Source organism: Levilactobacillus angrenensis, from assembly GCF_003946085.1.
In the GTDB taxonomy this organism is placed as follows: domain Bacteria; phylum Bacillota; class Bacilli; order Lactobacillales; family Lactobacillaceae; genus Levilactobacillus; species Levilactobacillus angrenensis.
In genome coordinates, this window is the sequence record NZ_RHOB01000041.1 from 1 (window position 1) to 5,467 (window position 5,467).

8 protein-coding genes and 2 pseudogenes are annotated in these 5,467 nt (G+C 39.5%); 2 read left to right on the forward strand and 8 right to left on the reverse strand.

The window, feature by feature from the left end:
* Positions 1–209: 209 nt before the first annotated feature.
* The 4 genes and pseudogenes from EKM83_RS12755 to EKM83_RS12770 form a co-directional block, all read right to left on the reverse strand.
* Positions 210–425 carry a CsbD family protein gene (locus EKM83_RS12755; RefSeq protein ID WP_125577927.1) on the reverse strand — a complete coding sequence of 72 codons (216 nt, stop codon included), beginning with the start codon at positions 423–425 and terminating at the stop codon, positions 210–212.
* Between the two features lie 197 nt (positions 426–622).
* Positions 623–763 (reverse strand): hypothetical protein, encoded by a 141-nt coding sequence (locus EKM83_RS12760; RefSeq protein WP_003681696.1) that lies wholly within the window; start codon positions 761–763, stop codon positions 623–625.
* 11 nt (positions 764–774) lie between these two features.
* Positions 775–1,026, reverse strand: coding sequence for a GlsB/YeaQ/YmgE family stress response membrane protein (locus tag EKM83_RS12765; protein ID WP_003680323.1), 252 nt, complete (start codon positions 1,024–1,026; stop codon positions 775–777).
* 14 nt (positions 1,027–1,040) lie between these two features.
* Positions 1,041–1,349, reverse strand: a pseudogene (locus tag EKM83_RS12770) (Asp23/Gls24 family envelope stress response protein); the annotation flags it as partial.
* 392 nt (positions 1,350–1,741) lie between these two features.
* On the opposite strand from EKM83_RS12770, the gene EKM83_RS13545 reads away from it, so the two are divergent.
* The gene (locus EKM83_RS13545) at positions 1,742–1,864 is read left to right on the forward strand and encodes a hypothetical protein (RefSeq protein ID WP_261977947.1); all 123 of its coding nucleotides are present in this window, start codon (positions 1,742–1,744) and stop codon (positions 1,862–1,864) included.
* A 68-nt stretch (positions 1,865–1,932) separates the two neighbouring features.
* On the opposite strand, the gene EKM83_RS12780 is transcribed toward EKM83_RS13545, so the two are convergent.
* Both EKM83_RS12780 and EKM83_RS12785 read right to left on the reverse strand, forming a co-directional pair.
* On the reverse strand, positions 1,933–3,264 hold the full coding sequence (locus EKM83_RS12780) for an FAD-dependent oxidoreductase (protein WP_087717435.1): 1,332 nt from the start codon (positions 3,262–3,264) through the stop codon (positions 1,933–1,935).
* 630 nt (positions 3,265–3,894) lie between these two features.
* Positions 3,895–4,512 (reverse strand): recombinase family protein, encoded by a 618-nt coding sequence (locus EKM83_RS12785; RefSeq protein ID WP_087717444.1) that lies wholly within the window; start codon positions 4,510–4,512, stop codon positions 3,895–3,897.
* 168 nt (positions 4,513–4,680) lie between these two features.
* Here EKM83_RS12785 and EKM83_RS12790 point away from each other — a divergent pair, with 168 nt between their 5' ends.
* Positions 4,681–4,920, forward strand: coding sequence for a type II toxin-antitoxin system YafQ family toxin (locus EKM83_RS12790; protein WP_087717445.1), 240 nt, complete (start codon positions 4,681–4,683; stop codon positions 4,918–4,920).
* A 104-nt stretch (positions 4,921–5,024) separates the two neighbouring features.
* Here the strand turns inward: EKM83_RS12790 and EKM83_RS12795 are convergent, their stop codons facing one another.
* A complete protein-coding gene (locus EKM83_RS12795; RefSeq protein ID WP_225418681.1) occupies positions 5,025–5,330 on the reverse strand; it encodes a helix-turn-helix domain-containing protein in 306 nt (101 codons plus the stop codon).
* 2 nt (positions 5,331–5,332) lie between these two features.
* Positions 5,333–5,467: pseudogene (locus EKM83_RS12800) on the reverse strand (IS30 family transposase); the annotation flags it as partial.

Sequence of the window (5,467 nt, forward strand, 5' to 3'; positions counted from 1 at the left end):
CCAGATGGTAAATAGCAGATTTGGCCTTGTCAGTCGCACAGAGACACGTTGCTTGGGTGACTTAGAACATCAGCTTAAAGATGGACGGTGGTAACGTAAAAAGCCGCAGCGACCACATAAGCCGCGTATTACAGTGTGGAGAAAAAACAAGGTAACAAGCGTGAAAAAATAAAAGAAGACCAGATTTTGGTCTTCTTAAAAATGATAATTTATTTATCGTCTTTATCTAACTTTTCCTTTACGTTATCAACCGTATCTTTAACAGAATCTTTGGCATCTGACAGTTTATCTTTAGCCTTACCTAGAATACCTTGACCCTTACCTTCAGCTTCGCGGGCCTTGTCGTTCGTAACCTTGCCTTCAACTTCTTTAGCTTTTCCACTTACCTTATCTTTGGTGCTATCAATTTTGTCATCTAGACTCATAATATAACCTCCCATAATGTATTTGTTACAACAGTATTATTCCACATTTTAATTTGCTTGTCTAATAAGGAGATCCTACAAGAGATAGTGTGAATGACACTTATAAGGTAGATTGCAAATTTAAATATTGATTAACTGATCTTCAATTGCTCAATCATTTACGTTCTAAGAAGCCTAATACAGATAAATTTGGCTAATTATCCATGTAATTTTTGTTGCAATGTATCACCAATGCCATCTACTTTCTTAGCAGCCAAGACGGTGCCACCGATGAGGACACCACCTACAATGAGCGTAGAAGCAATCATAAACTTAAATACACTTTTCAAGACGTCCATAAAATTCCCCCTTACTTTTTACTGGTTCGACCAACAACTAATGAAACAATCAGAACTAAAATAATTGCCCCGATGATCGATGGTATCAATGCCATGCCAGCTAACGAAGGGCCCCAAGTGCCAAGGAGCCCTTGGCCAATCCACGCACCGATTAAACCAGCTACGATATTTGCAATCCAGCCCATAGCAGCACCACGGTTAGTGATTGCGCCAGCAATGGCACCAATGATTGCCCCGACGATTAATGACCATATAAGTCCCATATTTACTCACTCCCTTAGTTAACACGACTAGATTTATTGTCAGACGTTACTTTATCAATGCTGTCACCTAATGTTTCCTTCGATTTCTTTGCGCCCTTACTGACGGCTTCCTTCGTTTTGTCTGTGGCATCGCTCACGCGATCTTGCAGAGAAGTCGAATCTTTTTCATGTTGCTCCTTTGTCTTGACATCAACAACATTCACATTTACCTCAATTACTTCTAATTCGGTCATATTCTTTACTTCCCGAACGATAACATTTTTGATCTTGTCATACAGTTTAGAAATATCAATGCCGTATTCAGCAACAATGTCGAGATCCACCACCTTTACCATAATTATAGCAGGACAGTTGTGATGATGGAATTATATGCTCTTATAAGGAACCAATTAAGATTTTTGTTTGACTAAACCAATCTAGCCACTAGGGTATACCCTAGTGGCCATACTTGTCTGCACGAGCTGATACCGTTTATAAGAGCTCAATAGCATTGTCCAAACTGGATGATGATTGTCACTCCAACTAGCAAACAGAGGTCCTTAAGCAAAACGTCCAATAGGTTAAGGTCAACCCTATTGGACGTTTTGCCAAGTAATAATTATTTTGCTTGATCTTGCAGAGAATGGGGACGCCCTTCCTGCTTTAAAACAGCTTGAACTGAGTCTCTTTTTCTCATATTTTTATCGAACTTCCTACTAAATACCAGGAAGAATTCTTGAATTTAACTGCTAAAATGGAAGAGCTAGAGGATTTTTCATCCTACACTATTGATGATGGCCAGCACTATAGCGAGCAAGGGATTAAATGGCTGGCTAACCAGCTGGTAAAGGCAATCTAATAGGAAAGAAAATGGGCGACAAAAAACTGACTTACTCAAGTTATGAGATAAGTCAGTTTTTTTAGTTTTTAGAATTTGAATAAGTCATTAAGAGCCTCAGTCATAGTTGGGTGAGCATAAATTTGGTCACGCAAGTCTTCAGCCTTTAAGTGGTGCTGCATTGCTAAAGTAATGACATTGATAGTTTCGTAAGCTTCTTCAGCGTAAATAGTAGCACCTAAGATTTCGTGGGTTTCTGGGTCAATCAAAGCCTTGTATGAGCCTCTTGGGTTGCCGATGACTTGGGCCTTTGGCACACCAGCTGCAGGCATTGTTAAGACCTTGTAAGCTTTACCTTGGGCCTTTAACTCGCTTTCAGTTAGTCCAGCTGAAGAAATTGCTGGCTTAATGAAGATTGAGTTAGCAAAAACTGGACGATTCTTCTTAGTTCTAGTTTTGTCACCAAAGAGTTGATTGTCCATAATCCGCCAGTCATCAAGCGAAATGTAGGTAAATTGCAAGCTACCGGCAACATCACCCATAGCGTAGATATTAGGAACACTGGTTTCAAGCTTGTCGTTAACGACAATTTCGCCTCTCTGGCCAACTTCAAGACTGGTTTTTTCTAGGTGAAGGGCAGCAGTGGCTGGGTGGCGGCCAACTGACACAAGCATCACATCTGCTTGCAAGTCCTTAACACCATCTTCGGTTTCAACAGTTAAGTTAAGACCAGCTTCAGTTTCTTCGACCTTGGTCAAAGAAGACTTAAGCATGAAGGTAACGCCATCTGCTTCCATATCAGCCTTAGCTGCCTGAGCAATTTCTGGTTCAAACCGGCCCAAGATACTTGGCATTGGTTCAATTACAGTTACTTTACTGCCAAAGCCAGCGTACATTGAAGCAAATTCAAGTCCGATTGGTCCACCACCTAAAATAACCAGATTCTTAGCAAGTTCTTTTTTAGCAAGCATTTCAGTTGAAGTAAATATCTTATCGTCAATCTTTAGGCCATCAATATTTGGTACATTACTTTCGGCACCAGTATTAATGAAAAGACGGTCGAATGTTAATTCTTCTGTACCTGATTCATCAGTTACCTTGATTATCTTATCATCAATAAATTCAGCACTTGCATCAAGCACAGTTGCCAAGTTTTGATCTGCTACCTTGTGGTAGTTCTTGTTGCGTAGTTTTGCTGTCATAGCTTCCTTAGTTTCGAAAGCTTCTTCATACTTAACTCCTCTTTGAGAGTTAATTACCAAGTTCTTAGTTGGCAAACATGCGATGTTGATACATGTTCCGCCGTACATCATTGGATCTTTTTCAATCAAAAGCACTTCTTCGCCATGACTTGTCAGGCTCCCTGCCAAAGTCTTACCAGCTTTACCAAAACCAATAATAATATTCTTAAAATGTCTCATACTTAGACTCCTAATCCAAATTCTCGCTACTTATTTTTTGTCAGTAACATATTTCTTTTACAAAATAGCACGATAGATGTCAGCTGTCTACAATTTTGCTTATAAAAAGTAACTCCCTGTTTTTAATTCAAGACAAACCGTGGGTTTTACCCACACCCACAAGCTGAACCGGCTTGACCGCAATAATGAGAGGAGTTTCCCCCTCTCATTACTGCGGTCAAGAACGGGTAGTATTTTTTTGAAGCCCACAAAAAAATCTCCACACCTAGCACTTGACTACATTCTCACTCCAAGTTCAAAAGACATAACTTAATAATTGTGGCCTGATTTTTTTAATCTATAGCTGAAAGTGGCAAAACATCATAATGTATGCTTATAAGCCATTTATTAATGTGAGTAACGAAATTAGTAGCCGTAAGCTATTAACTAAAAGGTTCGTTAACTCATTTTTTAGGCTAATTGAACGCAAAATAGGTAACCTAGATATTAATCGCATCAGTATCTCTAAACTGAAGTCCTACTCGTGATAAGAAATACCTGCGTAGATCAAACAACCCCTCAGACCTCACTTAAATAAAAATCGTGCGTTCAAAATAACGAACGTGTGCTCAGATGACGCTTATTTAACAGCTATACCAACCGATTTTTAATATTAATTACTGTCTGCACTGATACACCGGTTTCAGCTGCAATTGCACGATAGCTAATTGGGGCACCGGTTGCTTTGTTTCTTAATTGATCAACGATACGGCGGTAGATAAATCGTTTTTGTGGGTTAGGTGCGTCTGCGGCGTAAGCGGGCCGTGTCCCTCGATATTTCCCATTGGCTTTGGCGATTTCAATTCCTTGGCGCTGGCGCTCACGAATTTTCTTCCGTTCTGTTTGGGCCATATAAGCTAGCAGTTTGGTTAACAGGTCAAACATAAATTTATCCATATCTGAATCGCCAGTGCGCATAGACAGAAATGGCGCATCTAAGACTTCCATCTTAACTTGTTTGTCCCTGATCTGCTTGATAATATCACTGGCATCATCATAGTTACGACTCAAACGATCCAAGGACGCAATGACCAGCGTGTCACCCTGCCGAACATACGCAATGGCTGCTTGTAATTCTGGTCGATTTTCGGTTGATTTTCCCGATTGCTTTTCTTCGAATATTTTTTCACACTTAGCTTTTTTAAGTGCTTTGATTTGACGCGCTAAATTCTGATCAGTTGAACTAACTCGGGCATACCCAATTTTCATCACGACTTCTCCTCTCGGAATTTGACCCTACATTATCGGCAACAGATTAGACACTCAAATTAGACATTTTTAACAGATTCAAGAATCGCTTACCGTGCCCGATAGAATCTCAGTTTTTTCCTATATTCTTAGTATAACGTTCATTGTCCATTTAGGGTACACCCTGAGTTGATCACTGATTTAATGCAAGCCTTAGAACAACTTCAAATAAACGGTATCGTTAATCAGGAGTATCAACCACATGTGCTTAAAAATCGGGGCGGTAATTATAATGGACACTATGAATTTCATTTATTAGACGGGAAAGTGGATATTCTGGTCATTTATATGCCCCATAAGGCTAATCCAGTGATCCGTTTAGTTCGAATCGGTGGACACGACGAACTGTTCCATGGCAGTTTAAACTAAACATCAAAAAACTAGCGAATTCCCCCCTGAGTGTGGGGAATTCGCTAGTTTTTATATTACGACCCTGTTAAGCTTGAACGGTTTAAACAAAGTAACAGAAAACATTAGCCATGCATTTTTCTATAGCGCGTGGCTGTCATTCCCGAAGTTTGTTTAAAAACCTTCATAAAATAACTGGGGCTGTTAAATGCTAACGTATAAGCAATTTCAGAAATGCTGATTTGACTATTTGTCAGCATATATTTAGCAGCATCAACCTTATGGCTATTAATATATGCGCCGACAGTGACATTGTATTTTTCCTTAAATAGATGGGCTAGTGAACTATCAGAACATTCAAATTTTTTGGCCAGAAGTGCTAATGATAACTTTTGATTAACGTGATTTTGAATGTATAAGGTAGATTGCAAATTTAATCCGAATTTTTGGACAAATTTGTCAGCATAACCTGATACGGTGTTTGCCAGTCGAGTATTTTAAGCGGTCGCTGGTTAATTTGGAGTAACGTCGTCGTTAAATCTTGAGCACTAATGTGCTCAAAACGAGT

What these genes read in the sequence shown, in the direction of transcription:
- EKM83_RS12755 (WP_125577927.1), bottom strand. Translation starts at nt 425, where the DNA reads ATGAGTCTAGATGACAAAATTGATAGCACCAAAGATAAGGTAAGTGGA.
- EKM83_RS12760 (WP_003681696.1), bottom strand. Translation starts at nt 763, where the DNA reads ATGGACGTCTTGAAAAGTGTATTTAAGTTTATGATTGCTTCTACGCTC.
- EKM83_RS12765 (WP_003680323.1), bottom strand. Translation starts at nt 1,026, where the DNA reads ATGGGACTTATATGGTCATTAATCGTCGGGGCAATCATTGGTGCCATT.
- EKM83_RS12780 (WP_087717435.1), bottom strand. Translation starts at nt 3,264, where the DNA reads ATGAGACATTTTAAGAATATTATTATTGGTTTTGGTAAAGCTGGTAAG.
- EKM83_RS12785 (WP_087717444.1), bottom strand. Translation starts at nt 4,512, where the DNA reads ATGAAAATTGGGTATGCCCGAGTTAGTTCAACTGATCAGAATTTAGCG.